Annotated in this window: 14 protein-coding genes; 6 read left to right on the top strand and 8 right to left on the bottom strand. The window is 74.3% G+C overall.

Annotated features, from left to right (window positions below):
* Window positions 1–33: 33 nt before the first annotated feature.
* Complete coding sequence (locus ACFVUY_RS16450; protein WP_387730516.1) at window positions 34–1,578, bottom strand: FtsW/RodA/SpoVE family cell cycle protein; 1,545 nt, start codon at window positions 1,576–1,578, stop codon at window positions 34–36.
* Between the two features lie 288 nt (window positions 1,579–1,866).
* Between ACFVUY_RS16450 and ACFVUY_RS16445 the strand changes: the two genes are divergently transcribed.
* Both ACFVUY_RS16445 and rsgA read left to right on the top strand, forming a co-directional pair.
* Window positions 1,867–3,033 (top strand): cytochrome c oxidase assembly protein, encoded by a 1,167-nt coding sequence (locus tag ACFVUY_RS16445; protein WP_387730513.1) that lies wholly within the window; start codon window positions 1,867–1,869, stop codon window positions 3,031–3,033.
* Between the two features lie 375 nt (window positions 3,034–3,408).
* Window positions 3,409–4,554: a ribosome small subunit-dependent GTPase A gene (rsgA, locus tag ACFVUY_RS16440; RefSeq protein ID WP_387730511.1), complete on the top strand. Its 1,146-nt coding sequence runs from the start codon at window positions 3,409–3,411 to the stop codon at window positions 4,552–4,554.
* A gap of 63 nt (window positions 4,555–4,617) precedes the next feature.
* Here the strand turns inward: rsgA and ACFVUY_RS16435 are convergent, their stop codons facing one another.
* Window positions 4,618–5,076, bottom strand: a complete 459-nt coding sequence (locus ACFVUY_RS16435) for an ASCH domain-containing protein (RefSeq protein WP_387730509.1) — start codon at window positions 5,074–5,076, stop codon at window positions 4,618–4,620.
* A 285-nt stretch (window positions 5,077–5,361) separates the two neighbouring features.
* Here ACFVUY_RS16435 and ACFVUY_RS16430 point away from each other — a divergent pair, with 285 nt between their 5' ends.
* Both ACFVUY_RS16430 and ACFVUY_RS16425 read left to right on the top strand, forming a co-directional pair.
* Window positions 5,362–6,948, top strand: a complete 1,587-nt coding sequence (locus ACFVUY_RS16430; RefSeq protein WP_387730507.1) for a DNA-3-methyladenine glycosylase 2 family protein — start codon at window positions 5,362–5,364, stop codon at window positions 6,946–6,948.
* Window positions 6,945–7,454, top strand: a complete 510-nt coding sequence (locus ACFVUY_RS16425) for a methylated-DNA--[protein]-cysteine S-methyltransferase (protein ID WP_387730505.1) — start codon at window positions 6,945–6,947, stop codon at window positions 7,452–7,454. Before ACFVUY_RS16430 ends, ACFVUY_RS16425 begins: the two co-directional genes overlap by 4 nt.
* A 136-nt stretch (window positions 7,455–7,590) precedes the next feature.
* Here the strand turns inward: ACFVUY_RS16425 and ACFVUY_RS16420 are convergent, their stop codons facing one another.
* Both ACFVUY_RS16420 and ACFVUY_RS16415 read right to left on the bottom strand, forming a co-directional pair.
* Complete coding sequence (locus ACFVUY_RS16420) at window positions 7,591–8,100, bottom strand: GNAT family N-acetyltransferase (protein ID WP_387730503.1); 510 nt, start codon at window positions 8,098–8,100, stop codon at window positions 7,591–7,593.
* Between the two features lie 43 nt (window positions 8,101–8,143).
* Window positions 8,144–8,674 carry a MarR family winged helix-turn-helix transcriptional regulator gene (locus ACFVUY_RS16415; protein ID WP_387730501.1) on the bottom strand — a complete coding sequence of 177 codons (531 nt, stop codon included), beginning with the start codon at window positions 8,672–8,674 and terminating at the stop codon, window positions 8,144–8,146.
* Window positions 8,675–8,866: 192 nt separating this feature from the next.
* Here ACFVUY_RS16415 and ACFVUY_RS16410 point away from each other — a divergent pair, with 192 nt between their 5' ends.
* Window positions 8,867–10,420, top strand: a complete 1,554-nt coding sequence (locus ACFVUY_RS16410) for an MFS transporter (protein WP_387730499.1) — start codon at window positions 8,867–8,869, stop codon at window positions 10,418–10,420.
* Window positions 10,421–10,436: 16 nt separating this feature from the next.
* Here the strand turns inward: ACFVUY_RS16410 and pth are convergent, their stop codons facing one another.
* From pth to ACFVUY_RS16390, 4 genes are all read right to left on the bottom strand, one after another.
* Window positions 10,437–11,048 (bottom strand): aminoacyl-tRNA hydrolase, encoded by a 612-nt coding sequence (gene pth / locus ACFVUY_RS16405; protein ID WP_387695859.1) that lies wholly within the window; start codon window positions 11,046–11,048, stop codon window positions 10,437–10,439.
* A 214-nt stretch (window positions 11,049–11,262) separates the two neighbouring features.
* Window positions 11,263–11,895: a DUF305 domain-containing protein gene (locus tag ACFVUY_RS16400; RefSeq protein ID WP_387694796.1), complete on the bottom strand. Its 633-nt coding sequence runs from the start codon at window positions 11,893–11,895 to the stop codon at window positions 11,263–11,265.
* Between the two features lie 125 nt (window positions 11,896–12,020).
* Entirely contained in the window at window positions 12,021–12,686 is a 666-nt protein-coding gene (locus tag ACFVUY_RS16395) for a DUF3105 domain-containing protein (RefSeq protein ID WP_359908032.1), read from the bottom strand.
* Between the two features lie 101 nt (window positions 12,687–12,787).
* The gene (locus tag ACFVUY_RS16390) at window positions 12,788–13,255 is read right to left on the bottom strand and encodes a hypothetical protein (RefSeq protein ID WP_387694749.1); all 468 of its coding nucleotides are present in this window, start codon (window positions 13,253–13,255) and stop codon (window positions 12,788–12,790) included.
* Between the two features lie 400 nt (window positions 13,256–13,655).
* Here ACFVUY_RS16390 and ACFVUY_RS16385 point away from each other — a divergent pair, with 400 nt between their 5' ends.
* The gene (locus ACFVUY_RS16385) at window positions 13,656–15,398 is read left to right on the top strand and encodes a hypothetical protein (protein ID WP_387730497.1); all 1,743 of its coding nucleotides are present in this window, start codon (window positions 13,656–13,658) and stop codon (window positions 15,396–15,398) included.
* The last annotated feature ends 166 nt before the right edge of the window (window positions 15,399–15,564 follow it).

Genomic DNA, 15,564 nt, shown 5'->3' with positions numbered 1-15,564 from the left:
GGCGTGGGACGGGCGGGGCCGGCGGACGACGGGTCAGGTGGCGGCCCGGTGCGGTGGGTGGCCGTGGGCGGGGCGCAACTCGGTCACGGCGGAGGGGTCGGCCGTGCCGGGGGCGGCGGGGGACGGGGCCGACGGGTTCGGGTGCGTCCGGTTCGGGTTTGTGGGGGCCGGGGTCGGGGCCGGGAGCGGCTCGGGGGAGGGCCGGGGCGGGTCCAGGGCGGTGCGCCCGGAGGAGTCGCTCAGCTTGATCAGCAGCGCCACCATCAGCCAGTTCGCCAGCAGCGACGAACCGCCGGCGGCCAGGAACGGCAGGGCCTTGCCGGTCAGCGGGACCAGCCCGCTCACCCCGCCGACCACCACGAACACCTGGAGCGCCAGCGCCGCCGACAGACCGGTGGCCAGCAGCTTGCCGAACGGGTCGGTCAGGCCGATCGCGGTGCGCAGACCGCGCTGGATCAGCAGCACGTAGACCAGCAGGATCGCGGTCGCCCCGGCCAGTCCCAGTTCCTCGCCGATGGTGGTGAAGATGAAGTCGCTGCGCCCGGCGAAGCCGATCAGCCAGGGCCGTCCCGAGCCCAGGCCGGTCCCGGTCATGCCCCCGGTGCCCAGGCTGAACAGCGCCTCGGCGGGCTGCTCGGAGATCGCCTTGTCGTGCACCGGCTTGTAGTAGTCGAGCGGGTGCAGCCAGGCCTCGACGCGGCCGTGCACGTGGGGTTCCACGGTGCCGACCACCGCCGCGCCGCCGACCGCCATCAGCAGGCCGAGCACCACCCAGCTGGTGCGCTCGGTCGCCACGTACAGCATCACGATGAAGATGCCGAAGAAGATCAGCGAGGTGCCCAGGTCGCGTTCGAAGATCAGCACCAGCAGGCTGACCACCCAGATCGCCAGCACCGGGCCGGCGTGCCGTCCGCGCGGCAGGGTGAGCCCCCAGACCTTCCGCCCGGCCAGCGCCAGCGCGTCCCGGGCAGCCATCAGGTACCCCGCGAAGAAGATCGTGATCGCGACCTTCACGAACTCGTCCGGCTCGAAGGAGAGCCCGAACAGCCGGATCCAGCGCTTGGCGCCGAAGCTGTCACCGGGGGAGAACACCGGCGCCGCCAGCAGGATCAGCGCACCCGCCATCAGCAGGTAGACGTAGCGCTGGAAGAAGCGGTGGTGCTTGACGAGGACGATCAGCGCGAGCGCCACCGCCACCGAGATGAACACCCACATCAGCTGGGAGGGCGCGGCCGGGAGCTTCTGGTAGTCGCCCTTGGCGGCGTGCGCGGCCTTGTAGCTGAAGTCCAGCCGGTCCAGCAGCACCAGCCCGAAGCCGGTCAGGAAGACGCCCAGCGGCAGGATCAGCGGATCGGCGAACGGGGCGAACCGGCGCACCGCCAGGTGGGCCGCCCCGGCCAGCGCGCCCAGCGACAGGCCGTGCACCAGCAGCCCGGGCGGCATCCTGCCGGTGAGCGCCAGGTTCGCGTCGACGTGTCCCGCCAGACAGACGGCCACCGCGAGGGCCAGCAGGCCCAGTTCGATGTTGCGGTGGCGCGCCGCGAGTCGGCGGCCGTCGCCGCGTGCAGTGGTTCGCACCTCTTGTCATCCCCTTGTCGAGCACGTGGCGGGTCTCGCCGACGGCGCATCCTGCCAGACGTTTGTGTCTTCGCCGCGGTTGCCGGAAGGAGCGGGAACAGGGCAGAACTTTGCCCGGGCAAAGCTTTGTTGGGGCTCGGTAAAGCTTTGTTCAGGTGCGGGTATAGAGGCGGGCCCCGGGTGCGGCGGGGCCGCCGCGCGGGGACATCATGGCCGGGCGCCGGGGAGCCCCGGCGCGGGGTGCCCGACCGGCCGGGGACCGCCGGGACGAGCGAGGTGAGCGGGCGGATGAACGCAGTGGTGGGCGGCGCGGCGGTCGGGTCGGTGGGCGGCGCGATGGTCGGGCCGGTGGGCGGGCCGACCGGTGGTCCCGCCTCGGTGCTCGCCTACAGCGGGCCGCCGCCGTGGCGGTGGTCCGACCTGGCGACCTCCTGGACGGCCGAGCCGCTGGTGCTCGTGCTGTCGGTGCTGCTCGGTGTCTGGTACCTGGCGGCGGTGCGCAGGGTCAACCGGGCGGGGGGTGAACGCGCGGGGGGTGACCGGGCGGGGGGTGAACATGCGGTGGGTGACCGGGCGGCCGTGGGGGCCGGTGACGGGCGGCGCGCGGCCGGGTCCGGCGGCGGGCGCTGGCAGCCCACCCGTACCGCCGCGTTCCTCGGCGGGCTGCTGCTGTGGGTCTGGTGCACCTGTTCCGGACTCGGTGTGTACGACCGGATCCTCTTCACCGACCGGGCCGTGCAGGTCGTGCTGCTGCTGATGGTCGTGCCGCTGCTGCTCGCGCTCGGCGCACCGGTCTCCCTGCTGGTCGAGGCGGCACCGGCGGCCCGGCGGGAACGCGTCCTGCGGGCGCTGCGCAGCCGCCCGTCCAAGGTGCTGATGTTCCCGGCGGTCTCCACCGCGCTGCTGATGGCGCCGCCGTGGCTGCTCTACTTCACGCCCTGGTACGAGTGGTCGGTGTCCAGCGGGATCGGGAACGTGGTGCTGCACCTGGCACTGGTGCTGCTGGGCCTCGCCTACTTCTGGCCGCGTCTGCAGCTCGACCCGGTCGGGCACGAGTACCCCCACCTGGTCGGGCTGTTCATCACCTTCGCCGAGGTGATCTTCGACGCGGGGCTCGGGATCGTGCTGATCTACGGCGGGCACCTGGTCGCCGAGCACTACTACCTGGCGCTCGGGCGGCCGTGGGGCCCGAGCCCGGCGCAGGACCAGACCTGGGGCGGCAACGCGTTCTGGGTGCTGGGGGACCTGGTCGGGCTGCCGTTCCTGGCCGCGCTGGTGCGGCGGATGGTGGTGCAGGGGCGGGAGGAGACCGAGGCGGTGGACGCCGAGCTGGATGCCCGCTTCGCGGCGGCCGCCGCGCGGGCGCGGGCGGCGGGAGGGCCGGAGGAGGAGGAGACCGGGATGCGGCCGTGGTGGCTGGACGACCCGAACCTCAAGCACCGGTACGGGGCGTAGCGCGGGTCCCGGCGGGGGTGGTCGAACCGCGGCGGATGCGCGGGGCGGTGGACGGCGGTGCGGGGCGCCGTCTGGCCTTGCAGGGCGGGCCAATTTTGGTCCTCAGGGGCCGCTCTGGCGACCGCTGCCTCGCGTTTCCGCAGGTCAAAAATAGGTTGGCCACAATCCCCCGTCCCGCTAGCGTGTGACACATCCGGTTCGGGGGCCATTGGGCCGCCCGAGGAGTAGAGAGCAGGAGGTGAACCCCGTGGTCGTTGTCGCCCCGATAGCTGCCCAGGGCAGCACTCGCGTTCACCTCCTTTTCCCGGCCGCCGGCTGAGCCCTTCGCGCCAGCCGTAGCCCGCCGGGATCATCTCCTCCCGAAGGGCCACTGCGTTGTTCAACGCTGCCTCCGTTCCGTCGTTCTCTTCTCCCTCCTCTGCCTCTTCCTCCTCTTCGACTTCCGCCGACGCCTCCGCCCTGACCGGCTACGGCTGGACGGCCGAGCTCGCGGAGCTGTTCACCCCGTTCGGCGAGGCCGGGCTGCTCCCGGCCCGGATCGTCCGGGTCGACCGCGGCCAGTGCGACGCCGTCATCGCCGACCCGGAGACGGGCGAGCCGCGCACCGTCCGGTTCGACACCCGGCCGGTGGGCGATGCCGACATGATCAACTGCCCGTGCACGGGCGACTGGGCGGCGGTCGACCTGTACGCCCGGCCGATGGCCTCCGTCGCCGCGCTGCTGCCGCGCTCCACCGCGATCATCCGCAAGGTGGCCGGCAAGCGCTCCGACGGCCAGGTGCTGGCCGCCAACGTCGACACCGTGCTGATCGCCTCCTCGCTCGCGACCGACCCCGACCTCGGACGGATCGAGCGCTTCCTCGCCCTGGCCTGGGAGTCCGGCGCCGACCCGCTGGTCGTCCTCACCAAGGCCGACCTCGTCGACGACGCCGACTTCATCCGGTCCGACGTCGAGGCGGTCGCCCCCGGAGTCACGGTGCTCGTGGTGAGCGCCGAGACCGGCGAGGGCATGGACGTGCTCCGCGCCTGCACCCCCGGCACCACCGCGGTGATCGGCCAGTCCGGCGTCGGCAAGTCCACGCTCACCAACGCGCTGGCCGGGTCCGCGGTGATGACCGTCCAGGAGGCCCGCGAGGTCGACCAGAAGGGCCGCCACACCACGACCACCCGAGAACTGATCCCGCTGTCCGGCGGGGGCGTGCTCATCGACACCCCCGGGCTGCGCGAGGTCGGCCTCTACGGAGGCGAGGGCGTGGACCTGGCCTTCGCCGACATAGCCGAGCTGGCCGAGGACTGCCGCTTCCAGGACTGCGGCCACCACACCGAGCCCGGCTGCGCGGTGCAGGCGGCGCTGGCCGACGGCACCCTGCCGCAGCGCCGAATGGACAGCTACCTCAAGCTCCAGCGCGAGAACGACTGGATCGCCTCGCGCACGGACGCCCGGGTGGCCAAGGCGCGGCTGAAGAAGTGGAAGACGATCACCAAGTCGATGCGAGCCGTGGGAGGTCCGGTGAAGCGCTGAGCCCGGGCACCGGCCGGCCGCCGCGCAACGGCTGCCGGCCGGCCCCCGCCGGGCCCGCCCGGCTCAGCGGAGGTCCGCCACCACACGGAAGCGCTGCAGGACCACCGGAGTGGTGTCGTCCACGGTGAAACCCGGGTCATCGAGGGCGTCGAGCATCTCCGGGCTGCGCCAGAACCGCTCGTGCACCGCACGCCACTCGGCCACGCTGGTGCACCCCTCGCCCTCGTCCAGGGCGTGCTGGAGGTCGACCTCCGCGAGCGGGACCACCCGGACGTCAGTGGTCTCGATCACGGCGACGCTGCGGCCGTCCGAATCGAGGACCGCGGAGCGCTCACCGGGCAGCGGCAGGGGCTCGCCCTCGTGCTCGTAGTCGGCGATCAGGCCGGTGGTGCTGGTCTTGGCACCGTCGAGGATCGCGGCGACCAGCTGGTCCCGCAGAGGGCCGGGGAACGCGAACTCTGCCGGAGGCAGGGCGACGACGCGCGGATCGTCCGGGCCGGTGTAGGGCTGCTGCTCGCTCATGCCGCGAGAGTAACGGCGGGGCGCTCGGCGGGCTCGCGAATTTCGGGGCCTCGGGCCGGTGCGGTGGGCCTGCGGGTTGCGGGTTGCGGGCCTGCGGGTTGTGGGCCGTGGGCCGTGGGCTCACGGTGTGGTGGGTGGTGGGTGGTGGGTGGTGGGTGGTGGGTGGTGGGTGGTGGGTGGGTGGGGAGGGGGGAGGGGGGAGGGGGAGGCCCCCGAAGCAGCGATCAACGGCGATGTCCGATTCCCGCCAGTCACCCCCCCGCCCAGTGCCGCAAACTGGACAACGTGATCGACGACGACATCCGGTACCGAGCCGTGGACAGCCGCGACTCCCGCTTCGACGGGGTCTTCTTCACGGCGGTCACCTCCACCGGCATCTACTGCCGTCCGAGCTGCCCCGCCGTGACCCCCAAGCGCGTCAACTGCGTCTTCTACCCCAGTGCCGCAGCGGCCCAGGGGGCCGGCTTCCGCGCCTGCCGCCGCTGCCGCCCCGACTCCGTGCCGGGCTCGCCCGAGTGGAACCACCGCGCCGACCTGGTCGGCCGCGCGATGCGCCTGATCGGTGACGGCGTGGTGGACCGCGAGGGCGTCGCCGGCCTGGCCGGCCGCCTCGGCTACAGCGCCCGCCAGCTGCAGCGCCAGCTGATCGCCGAGCTCGGCGCCGGCCCGATCGCGCTGGCCCGCGCCCGCCGCGCGCAGACCGCCCGACTACTCCTCCAGACCACCGAACTGCCCGTCACCGACGTCGCGTTCGCGGCGGGCTTCGCCTCCGTCCGCCAGTTCAACGACACCGTGCGCGAGGTCTACGACCGCACTCCCAGCGGGCTGCGCGCCGAGGTCGCCGCCGGCCGCCGCAGCGCGACCCCGGCCGGCGGCCTCACCCTGCGCCTCGCCTACCGCGGCGCGCTCGACAGCGAGCACCTGATCGACTTCCTCGCCCTGCGCGCCGTCCCCGGCGTGGAGGAGGTCGTCCCCGGCGCGCGGCCCGGTGTGCGCGTGTACCGTCGTACCCTCGCGCTCCCGTACGGCCACGGCATTGCCGAGGTCGACGGCCTGGCGCCGGGCGAGCCGCCCACCCGCGGCTGGCTCGACTGCCGCCTGCTGCTCGCCGACCTGCGCGACCTGCCGACCGCCGTCCAGCGCCTGCGCAACCTCTTCGACCTGGACGCCGACCCGCTCGCGGTCGACGAGCAGCTCGGCGCCGACCCGCTGCTCGGCCCGCTGGTCCGCGAGCGCCCCGGCCTGCGCTCGCCCGGCCACGTGGACCCGCACGAGCTCGCCGTCCGCGCCGTCCTCGGCCAGCAGATCAGCGTCGTCGCCGCCCGCACGCTGGCGGGACGGCTCGCCGAGAAGTACGGCACCGCGCTGCCCGAGCCCAGCGGCGGCCTGCGGCTGCTCTTCCCGACCGCGGCCGCCCTGGCCACCGCCGATCCGGAGGACTTCGCGATGCCGGTCGCCCGCCGCCGCGCGCTCACCGGCCTGTGTGCCGCGCTGGCCGAGGGCGTGGTCCGGCTCGACAGCGGGGTCGACCGGGAGGAGGCCGCGGCCGGCCTGCTGGACCTGCCCGGCATCGGCCCCTGGACGGTGGGCTACCTGCGGATGCGGGCGATGGCCGACCCCGATGTCTTCCTCCCGAGCGACGTGGGCGTCAAGCACGGCCTGCTCCGTCTCGGCGCCGCCGGGGACCCGAAGTCCGCCGACCGCGCCGCCGAGGCCTGGGCGCCGTGGCGCTCCTACGCCGTCCACCGGCTGTGGGCCGGCCCCGTGAGCACCGGCTCCGCGAGTTCCAGTCCCACGAACACCGGCATCAGCACCGGCAACACCAGCGACACCAGTGACACCAGTACCGGAACGGAGAACGGACGAGCATGAGCACCACCGTCTACACCACCATGGAGAGCCCGTTCGGCCGGCTGCTGCTCAGCGGCGTGCTGCCCGAGGAGGGCGGACCGGCCGCGCTGGCCACGGTCACTGTGCCCGGCCAGAAGTACGCGCTGGCCGAGCCCGCCGACGACTGGGTCCTCGACCCGGAGGCGCTCGCCGAGCCGGTGGCCCAGCTGACCGACTACTTCGCCGGCAAGCGCACCGGCTTCGACCTCCCGCTCGCGCCCGAGGGCACCGAGTTCCGCCGCAGGATCTGGGCGGCACTGGACGAGATCCCGTACGGCGAGACCGTCACGTACGGCGAACTCGCCGAGCTGGCCGGGCAGGAGCCGCGCATGGTCCGGGCGGTCGGCGGCGCGGTGGGCGCCAACCCGCTGCTGATCGTCCGCCCCTGCCACCGGGTGCTCGGAGCCGGTGGCGCGCTCACCGGCTTCGCCGCCGGCGTGGACCGCAAGCGCTGGCTGCTGGACCTGGAGAGCGGCACCCTGTTCTGACCGCCGGGGCGCCGCGAACCTCCGAGCACCCGGCGTCCGAGCACCGGACCTTCGAGCACCGGACCTTCGAGCACCGGACCTTCAAGCACGACAGCCCCGCCGAGCCCGCCACCATCGGGCCCCTACCGCAGAACGCTCAACTCCGCAGTTCCACCCGCCAGTTGTTGCTGCGCATGAGCCGTCCGGGCGGGAACTCGAAGTCCGTCTCGCCGAGCAGTGTGAAGCCGGCCTTCGCGCAGACAGCATTGGAGGCGGGGTTGTCCACCGAGGGGAAGGCGTGCAGGTGAGGGTGGGCGGCCTCGCGGCGGGCGGCGTCGACCGCCGCGCGGGTCGCGGCGACCGCGATGCCCCGCCCCTGGAAGCAGGGCAGCACGTTCCACCCCATCTCGTGGACGGTCCGGCCCTCCCACGTCCGGGTGCCGTAGCCGACCGTCCCGACGGCCTCGCCCTCGGGCAGCAGCACGATCCGGTACATGCAGCCGAGCCCGGACGGGACGAAGTCCAGGTAGCGCCGGTGCCGTACGAGCAGCTGCTCGGCGCTCTCCGGCCCGCCGACGTGCTTCTTCATCTCCGGCGTGTTGACCCGGCGCAGCAGCGCGAGGTCGTCGTCCGTCCAGGGCTCGATCCGTACCGCTGTGCTGGTCATGCCGGGGACGGTAGCGGCGGGCGAACACGGCGGCCAGTGGTTTTCACCCGGCCGCGGGCTCCTGGGCGGGTGCCGGCTCGGGCCCGGTGCCCGGCTGTGCGAGGGCGCGGGCGAGCTGTTCCAGGCCCGGCAGGGCGTTGACGACCGCCGCGCGGTCGGCGGGGTCGAGGGCGCCGAGCGCGGCGGCGATGCGGCGCTCGTGGGCGTGCTGCCAGTCGTCCAGCTGTCGGCGGCCCGCCGGGGTGAGGGCGATCCGGGCGGTGCGTCGGTCGCCGGGGTCGGCCTGGCGGTCCACGAAGCCGGCGTCGAGCAGCTTCCCGACCAGTCCGCTGACGGTGTTGGGCGCGAGCCGCTGCCGTGCGGCCAGCTCGCCGACCCGCAGCGGCGCGGCGGCCAGTGTCTGGAGGAGTTCGACCTGCGCCATCGGCAGGGACTCCCACGGGTAGTCGGTGCGGATGCTGCTGCGCAGCGCGCGGCGCAGCCGGGTGACGGTGTCGGTCAGCTGCCGGGCGTGCTCGACCGCCGGGTCGGGGCCTGCGGTGGCGGGGTCGGGAACGTGTGGTGACGACGGCATGGCGGACAGCGTATCGCCTGGTACGGGGCGGTTCGGCGGCCGGTCGGGGCCCCGGGGCCGTGCCGTGTTGCGGCTCTGTCGCAGGCCCCGCCGCGGGCGTCCGTCCGGCACCGTCCGTACCGTGGGACGCATCCTGTCGTAGAGCGAGCTGCTCGTAGGGAGAACATATCTGTATCCGATATATTCGTACCCATGAACGCCACCGCCCTTGTCTCGCGGCTGCTCACCGAGCGGCCCCGGCCGCGCGGCATAGCCGGCTGGCGCCACGCCCACTGGCTCGCCGTCGGCACGGTCTGTCTCGGCGCCTTCCTCGGCCAGTTGGACGCCAGTGTCATTGCCCTGGTCTTCCCCGCCATTGGCCGCGACTTCGACGCGGGCTTCGCCGCCGTCGAGTGGGTCGCCCTCGCCTACCTGCTGGTCCTGGTCGCCCTGCTGGCCCCGATCGGCTGGCTGTCGGACCTGGTCGGGCGCAAGACGATGTACATCGGCGGCTTCGCGGTCTTCGGCCTCTCCTCGCTCGGTGCCGGATTCGCCGGCGGCCTCTGGGCCCTGGTCGGCTGCCGCGCCGTCCAGGCGGTGGGCGCCGCGATGATGCAGGCCAACAGCGTCGCCCTGGTCGCGCGGGGCGTCCCCGAGCACGCGATGCGGCGCGCGCTCGGCATCCAGGCCTCCGCCCAGGGCCTCGGCCTGGCGCTCGGGCCCAGCCTCGGCGGGCTGCTGGTCGAACACGCCTCGTGGCGCTGGGTGTTCTGGGTCAATGTGCCGATCGCGGCGTTCGGCATCCTGGCCGGCTGGTTCCTGCTGCCCCGCACCCGGGCGGCGGGCGCCCCCGCCGCCGTGCCGGGCCCCCGCTCCGCGAACTCCCCCGGCGGGGAAGCCCACCGCGCCGAGGGCCGTCGAAACGATGCCCACTGCAACGACGCCCACCGCAACGATGCCCACCGCAACGAAGCCCGGCGGACCGCGACCCGGCGGACCGCGACCGGCGACGCCGCCCGCTTCGACCTGCCCGGCCTGCTGCTGCTCACCGGGGCGACCACCTCGCTGCTGCTCGCCCTGTCCACCGCCTCCGGCCTGCCCCTGCCCGGCTGGGCGGTGGCCGCCCTGCTGCTCACCTCCGCCGCGCTGACCCTGGCGCTGGTGCGCCAGGAACGGCGGGCCGCCCGGCCGATCCTGGCGCCCGGGCTGGTCAACACCCCGGGCGTGCGCTCCGGCCTGGCGGTGGGGCTGATCGGCTATCTGCTGCTGTTCTGCCCGCTGGTGCTGGGCCCGGTGCTGCTCACCGGCGCCGGGGTGTCGACGGCCCACGCGGGCCTGGTGATCACCCTGCTGCCCGCCGGGTTCGCGTTCGCCGCGACGGTCGGCGGCGGGCTGCTGCCCCGGGGCTGGTCGGATGTGACCAGGTGCCGCTGGGGTGCGCTGCTCGCGGCCGGCGGGCTGCTGCTGTTCGCCCTGCTGCCGGCCTCGGACGCGGCGGCGGCCCCGCTGCTGATCGCCGGTTACGGGCTGGGTCTGCTGCTGCCCGCCAACAATGCGCTGGTGATGCGGGCGATCCCGGCGCAGTGCTCGGCGGTCGGCGGCGGCATGGTGAACATGGCCCGCAGTCTCGGCACGGCGCTCGGCATGGCGCTGTCCGTCCTCGGTGTCCACCTGGCGGGCGCCGAGTCCGGTGGGCGGACGGTACTGCTCGTCCTCGCCGCCGTCGCCGCGGTGGCGGCGCTGCTCACCCGGCCCGTCCGGGCCTGAGGGGCGTGGGGCCCCGCTACCGCGCGTCGGTGCGGGCGTGCGGGGGCCCCGGTGCGTTCAGGGCGTCCTGGGCGCGGTTCAGGCCGCGCCGCACCAGCGTCTCCAGGGCGTCCGCGCAGCGGTCCAACTCTCCTGGCATGGCGGCCAGTTCGTCCTCCGAGAACTTCTTCAGCACGAAGTCCCCGACGCTCTGGCCCTTCGGCGGACGTCCGATGCCGAACCGCAGCCTGACGAAGTCCCGGGTGCCGAGCACCTCGCCCACCGAGCGCACTCCGTTGTGGCCGCCGGGGCCGCCGCCGCGCTTGAGCCGGGCGGAGCCGAAGGCGAAGTCCAGGTCGTCCTGCACCACCACCAGCCGCTCGACCGGGACGCCGTGGCGGCGCAGCAGCGCGGCCACCGGGCGGCCGGACAGGTTGATGGACCACCACAGCGGCTTGGCCAGCAGCACCCGGTGGCCGTCGACGGCGATCTCGGCCACCAGGGCGGCGATCCCGCGCCGGCGGAACCGGGCGCCGTGCCGTTCGGCCAGCCGGTCCACGGCGAGGAAGCCCGCGTTGTGCCGGGTGAGCCGGAACCACGGGCCGGGGTTGCCCAGGCCGGCGATCAGCCAGGGGGCGTCGGGGGTCATGCGGGGGTTCTCCGGAGGGGTGGGGGTGGAGGGAAGACGGCGGACGGCCGGGGCGCGGCGGGGACGGTACGGGACCGTCCCCGCCGGCGCCCCGGCCGTCCGGGGACACGCGGAACCTGCGGGGCGTACAGGACGTACGGGACCTGTGGGACCCGGGGACACCCGGACCCGAGGGACACGTACGAGCCGCAGGGCGAGCCCGCGGAACGAGCACTCAGGAGGCGGGCACGCCGGGCTCGGCGCCGCGCTCCTTGAGCATGTCGGTCATCAGCTGGAGCTCGGAGGTCTGGGCGACCACCATCGACTGCGCGAGCCGCTTCTCGGCATCGTTCCGGGCCTTGTCGACGTAGCCCTGGGCCATCTCGACGCCGCCCTTGTGGTGCTCGATCATCAGCTGGAGGTAGTACACCTCGGCGTCCCGCCCGCTGAGCGTGCGCAGCTTCGCGATCTGGGTGTTGGTGGCCATGCCCGGCATCAGCGAACCGTCGTGGGCCTGGTACTCGTGGCCCATCTTCATCCACGCCATCGGCGTGGCGGTCGAGTGCTGGGGCAGCCCCCACTGGTCGAGCCAGCCCATCATCATCCCGCGCTGGTTGGCCTGGGTGTTGATGATGTCGAAGGCCAGGGTGCGGGTCGGCTCGTCGGCGGTGCGGTCCCGGACGACGAACGACAGGTCCACGGCCTGCTGGTGGTGGGTCGCCATGTCGCGGGCGAAACCGGCCTCGGGGGAGTCGTTCGCGGGGACGGACAGCGTGGACGAGCCGGACGCCGAGGTCCCGCTCGCCACCAGGGCCGGCACCCCGAGCGCCAGCGCCACCGTGGCGGCCAGCGCGGCCGGCCACCACATGCGGCGGCGGCGCGGGGCCCCCACTTCCTGGACGCCGTCCGCCGCGGCGTCCACGGCGTCCATGGCGCCCGCGCTGTCCGGGCTGTCCGCCGTCACGGCCTCGCCGGGGCGGCCCGCGTCGGCGGTCACATCTGCCCCATGGTGCAGGAGGCGCCCGGCTCCTGGGTCTGCTTGCCCTGGACGTACTTGGTGAAGAACTGCTCCACCCGCGGGTCGCTGGCGCTGTCCACGGTCAGCTGGGTGCTCCAGGCGTTCAGGGTGATGGTGCCCTGCTCGTCCGGGTACGGGCTCATCAGCGAGTACGGGGTCTTCTTGACCCGGTCGGAGAGGGTCTTGACGTCGTCCGGCGTGGCCTTGCCGTTGTACGTCACCCAGACGGCGCCGTGCTCCAGCGAGTGGACGGCGCGCTCGTTCTCGACCGGCTGGTCGTAGACGTGGCCCATGCAGTCCAGCCAGATCGCGTTGTGGTCGCCGCCGACCGGCGGGGTCATCGGGTAGGTGACCTTGTCCTTGACGTGGGTGCGGCTCAGCTCGCCGAAGGTCTTCACGCCCGGGATGTCCGCGTTGGCGGCGGTCTCCTTGTCCTTCTTCTTCTGGTTCTGGTCCATGACGATCCAGGTACCGGTGGCGATCGCACCGATCACCAGCACGCCGGCCGCCACCGAGGCGACGATCTTGTTGCGGCGGTCGCGGCGCTGCTCGGCGGCGCGCAGCTCGGCGATCCGGGCGCGGCGGTCGAGGCCGTCCTGCTTGCCGCCGGGCTTGTTGGACTGCTTGGAGGCGGAACCCATGGTGGTCGTCCTTGTCCCCGCCGCACCGGTCGGTGGCGGCGGTCAGCTGGTGTGAGAGGAGAAACGGATCCGTCGGCGGCTGCGCCGGCGGTGGGTTCCACTCAGGACCGGTGGACCTGGAGTTCGTGCAGATCGGGCACCGGGTGCGCGCCGTCGAGCAGACCGGTGGGCACCACCCGGGGCAGCGCCTCGGGCGCGGCCGGGGTCAGCGGTGACACGGCGGGTTGCGGCTGCGGCGGCGGGTTCGGCAGCTGGGCGTCCTGCGAGCAGTACGGATGGCTGGAGCAGCCGTTGTTGCGCGGCGGCTGGCCGTCGGCGGTGCAGAGGATCCAGTGCCCCTGCTCCTCGGCCGTCCGGTGGTGGTCCGAGGACTTCGCGGACTCGGTGACCTTCGCGGCGTGACCGGTGTAGGAGGAGTGCCCGGTGGCGACCTGGACACTGACCACGCTGACGACGGTGACGGCGCTGACCGGGGCCGCGTGCGGCGCCGGTTGGCCGGAGCCGTCCACCGCCTTCGACTGGCCCGCGCAGGGCAGCAGCGTCAACAGCGTGACGAGCAGCAGGACCAACAGCCCACCTGCCGGGCGGCCCGCGGATGCGGCCCTCCCCGGTCGGGGTGAACTGGGGGCCGACGCGGTCATGCGCACATTTAATCAGCCGAACGAGTGATGCGATGCCCCCCATCGGCCCTCATTTTCGGGGGCCCGCACACCCGGATGGCCAGGAAACACCCTGCTCCGGACACATCCGGCAAGCACGGACGGAACGGGAGCGGACGACCGGGCGACGCCACCGCGGACGGCCCGGTGAACCGCCTGGTGAACCGCCTGGTGAGCGCGGTGGCCGGGATGTTCCGGTGGGTGACCGGTTGTCGCCGAAACCCGGACAGGGTCGTCGGAGGTGGAGAACAATGTCGTCAGCCCGGCCCGCCGGGGGCGGCGCGACCACGGAACGACCAGGAGCCGCCAGATGAGCAAGCAGGGTGCACCCGCACAGCCGCACCGGCCGGACGACGGTTGGTGGGACGCCGTCTACGACGGCCCGACGGGCACCCTCCCGGACACCCCGCACGCCGACCCGGGGGACGGCAGCGTGGACGACTGGTTCGACACGGCGGCCGGGCTCATCGGGCAGCAGCGCTCGGCGGAACCGGAACCGGAACCGGAACCGGAGCCCGAGCCGGAGTTCGAGCCGGAGGCGGACGCGGCCGTAGCGGCTTGCGGGGAGCCCGACGGCGCGGCGGGTTCTGAGGGCTCGGAGCGCTCGGCGGGCCGGGACAGCATCGACGACTGGTTCGACACCGCGGTCGGCGTGATCGGCGGAGCAGAGGGGATCGGGCGTCAGCGGACCTCTCCGGAGACCCACCGGTTCCCGGCCCCCGACTTCGCCGACGACGCACCGAGGGCGGCGCGCGTGCAGGACCCGGAACCCGCACCCGATCCGGAACCCGAACCGGAACCGGAACCGGCACCCGAGCTCGACCCCGAGCCGGAACCCGAGCAGGTCCCGGACCCGGACCCGGTCTCGCTGGAGAAGCCCACCCCGCCGCCGGCCCCCGAACCGGCGCAGCCGAACCCCGTACCCGCCGTTGCCGAGCAGCCCGAGCACCCCGAGGAACTGGTGCCGCTGGTGGAGGCGGAGAAGTCCGAGCCGCCCGCCCCCGCCTCCGCTCCCGCTCCCGCCCCCGAGCCCGAACCCGTCCACGCCTCGGAACCCGACCCGGAGCCCGTGGCCCAGACCGCCGCCGTCCCCGACCCCCGCCTGGCCGTCCGCGCACCGCTCGCCGACGGCGGCGCCGCGGTCCCGCACGTCGGCGAGCGCCCGCCGACCTACGGACCCGAGCCGACGGCCGTACCCGAGGCGGACCCGAACGCACTGCGCGCGCTCGTCCCGGACACGGTGCTGGACGGCGCCCAGTACGGTCCGTCCGTCCTGCGCGCCGCCTCCGTCCGGGGCGACTCCGCGCGCTACCGGGGTGAGCCGCGCCGCGACTCCCTGCTGGTCACCCGGTTCGGCGAGGGCCAGGACGGGCTGCTGCTCGCGGTCCTCGGCGGCTTCGACCGTACGGGCGGAGCCGCGGAGGAGGAGACGGTCACCCCGTCCGCGATCGCGGCCGCGAGCGGGGAGGCGTGCCACCAGCTCGCCGCCGCGATCGGGCGCAGCCGGGCCGGCCTTGCCGCGGACCTGCGCGACGGTGCCCGCGACCGGCTCCGCTACGGCCTCCAGCGCCTGGCCACCGGTGCGGCCGCCCCGCTGCGCGCCCTGGCGCCGCAGCCGGAGGGGGACGACACCCCGTCCCCGGCGTCGCTGCACTGCCTGATGGTGTCGCTGGACCCGGAGGCCGGCTACCGCGCGGCCTTCGGTGTCGGTCCGGGCGGGCTCTACCTGCTGCGCTCGGGCCACTGGATCGACGCCTACGCGGCCCGGCTGCTGCACCACCCGGACGGTCAGCCGCCGCTCCCCGAGGGCCCGGTGCCCGGCCCGCGCCCGTTCCGCTTCCGGCTCGTCCCCGCGACGCCGGGCGACATCCTCCTCCTGTGCACCCCGGGCCTCGCCCGGCCCATCGCCGACGAGCCGGCCGTCGCGCACTTCCTCTCCACCCACTGGGCCCACCCCCACCCGCCGGGCACCGTCGACTTCCTCCGCCAGGTCCAGGTCCGCGCCAAGGGCTACGCCGACGACCGCACGGCCGCCGCCATCTGGACCGAGTGACCCGCACCACCCCCCGACCCCAACTCGCCCGAAGACCCAATCCGGCCCCACCCCCGCCCCGCGCGCGAGAAGTAGGGCCGGCCGCCGTCACGCGCCCCCGCAGGGCGGGGGGCCGGCACCCCGCCCCCGGCCCCCCCGGGGCCCGGCGGTTTACCCGGCGGACAAA

Origin of the sequence: Kitasatospora sp. NPDC058063, from assembly GCF_042885395.1 — a bacterium.
Classification (GTDB): Bacteria; Actinomycetota; Actinomycetes; order Streptomycetales; family Streptomycetaceae; genus Kitasatospora; species Kitasatospora lactacystinica.
This window is presented reverse-complemented; position numbering and strand designations above follow the sequence as displayed.

Excerpts from the sequence above, each read along its gene's own strand:
- ACFVUY_RS16420 (WP_387730503.1), bottom strand. The coding sequence starts at position 8,100 with ATGACCAGCACAGCGGTACGGATCGAGCCCTGGACGGACGACGACCTC.
- ACFVUY_RS16445 (WP_387730513.1), top strand. The coding sequence starts at position 1,867 with ATGAACGCAGTGGTGGGCGGCGCGGCGGTCGGGTCGGTGGGCGGCGCG.
- ACFVUY_RS16410 (WP_387730499.1), top strand. The coding sequence starts at position 8,867 with ATGAACGCCACCGCCCTTGTCTCGCGGCTGCTCACCGAGCGGCCCCGG.
- ACFVUY_RS16435 (WP_387730509.1), bottom strand. The coding sequence starts at position 5,076 with ATGAGCGAGCAGCAGCCCTACACCGGCCCGGACGATCCGCGCGTCGTC.
- ACFVUY_RS16385 (WP_387730497.1), top strand. The coding sequence starts at position 13,656 with ATGAGCAAGCAGGGTGCACCCGCACAGCCGCACCGGCCGGACGACGGT.
- ACFVUY_RS16415 (WP_387730501.1), bottom strand. The coding sequence starts at position 8,674 with ATGCCGTCGTCACCACACGTTCCCGACCCCGCCACCGCAGGCCCCGAC.
- ACFVUY_RS16425 (WP_387730505.1), top strand. The coding sequence starts at position 6,945 with ATGAGCACCACCGTCTACACCACCATGGAGAGCCCGTTCGGCCGGCTG.
- ACFVUY_RS16395 (WP_359908032.1), bottom strand. The coding sequence starts at position 12,686 with ATGGGTTCCGCCTCCAAGCAGTCCAACAAGCCCGGCGGCAAGCAGGAC.
- pth (WP_387695859.1), bottom strand. The coding sequence starts at position 11,048 with ATGACCCCCGACGCCCCCTGGCTGATCGCCGGCCTGGGCAACCCCGGC.
- ACFVUY_RS16400 (WP_387694796.1), bottom strand. The coding sequence starts at position 11,895 with ATGTGGTGGCCGGCCGCGCTGGCCGCCACGGTGGCGCTGGCGCTCGGG.